Origin of the sequence: Zoogloea sp. (assembly GCF_030157465.1) — a bacterium.
GTDB lineage: Bacteria > Pseudomonadota > Gammaproteobacteria > Burkholderiales > Rhodocyclaceae > Zoogloea.
Genome location: NZ_JAOAUU010000039.1, coordinates 1 through 1,369, shown reverse-complemented (window position 1 = coordinate 1,369; position 1,369 = coordinate 1). Strand labels below are relative to the sequence as shown.

General features: G+C 58.7%; 1 protein-coding gene. It reads right to left on the bottom strand.

Translation table 11 applies throughout. The features are described from left to right. Window positions 1-911 precede the first annotated feature (911 nt). Window positions 912-1,310: a 50S ribosomal protein L17 gene (rplQ, locus tag Q1W26_RS04355; RefSeq protein ID WP_300436363.1), complete on the bottom strand. Its 399-nt coding sequence runs from the start codon at window positions 1,308-1,310 to the stop codon at window positions 912-914. Between the last annotated feature and the right edge of the window lie 59 nt (window positions 1,311-1,369).

Below are 1,369 nucleotides of genomic sequence, written 5' to 3'. Positions count from 1 at the left end.
ACTCACGCGCAACCGGCGCCTTCATCCTGATCGACGAATCGACCAACAACACCGTTGGAGCCGGAATGATCGTCGGCTAAGCACACGCAGCAACGCCCATCAGGCCATGATGAGATGGTCACCCAGATCCCTACCCAGCGGACAACGCTGAGTAGGGATTTGTCTTTCTCAGGGGACCTTCATGACTACCTTGAAGTAGCCGGGAATCCGATCCGGCCAAGCACAGCGTCCAAGCCCTCCCGGAGCCGAACGTAAACCTGTCGGCTCATCCAGCACCTGACTACTGCGCAGATTGGTGTTCTTGCAGTAGCCAATCCTGGTCTTCTACGGATGCAAAGCAAGCCCCCGGCAAACCCATCTTCCACCGGCCCCGCAGCTCGCTAAACATAGTTTCCACTAGCAGCCTCCCCGAGGGCTGATGCGCCCATCCGGCTAAAGCTGTGCAACGGGGCCACGAAAATCTCGGTGGAGCGGCCAGCGTCGTCGGCAGCCGCCTGTGGTGCGTGGCTGCGCGACTGGCTCGGGTAATCCGGGTCGAAGCCCTGTGGCTGTCGCTGGCCCCGCTCGAACATGCGGGCCGGTATGAACACGATCCTTGCCCAGGTGGTTCGGGTCTTCGGCGAGGCGCGCCCCCATCACGCCTACTTTTTCGCAAACCGGCGCGGTACCCGGATGAAGGTGCGGTGATCCATGACCGCAACGGAATCTGGCTGGCGTACTGGCGGCTCCACCAAGGGAGATTTCGCAGGGTCAAAGCGGGGGAGTTGCTGCAACATCGATGGAGACCCACACCTTTAGCCTGAGGAGCGTCAAGAGGAGACCTCCAGCGGCTTACTGATGATGGGCGCGCAAAAAAAACAAGGCCAGCTTTCGCTGGCCTTGTTCTGGCAACTCACGGACTAAAGAACGTATTAAGCCGCAGCCTGCTCGCCTTCAGCAGCGTCCTCAAGATCCGGACGATCCAGCAACTCGACGAATGCCATGGGAGCATTGTCGCCATCACGGAAGCCGCACTTCAGAATGCGCAGGTAACCACCATTACGGGTGGAAAAGCGCGGACCCAGTTCGTCAAAAATCTTGACAACGATGTCACGATCGCGAAGACGATCAAAAGCCAGACGACGATTTGCCAAGCTCGGCTTTTTGCCAAGCGTGATCAGCGGCTCAACAACCTTGCGAAGCTCCTTGGCTTTCGGCACAGTGGTCTTGATGACCTCGTGACGCAGCAGGGAGTTTGCCATGTTGCGCAGCATAGCCTGACGATGGCTGCTGGTGCGGTTGAGCTTGCGAAGACCGTTACGGTGACGCATTTGTAATTACCTCTTCTTCGTTACGCTCAACCGAGCTTTTCCAGCCCGGCCGGCGGCCA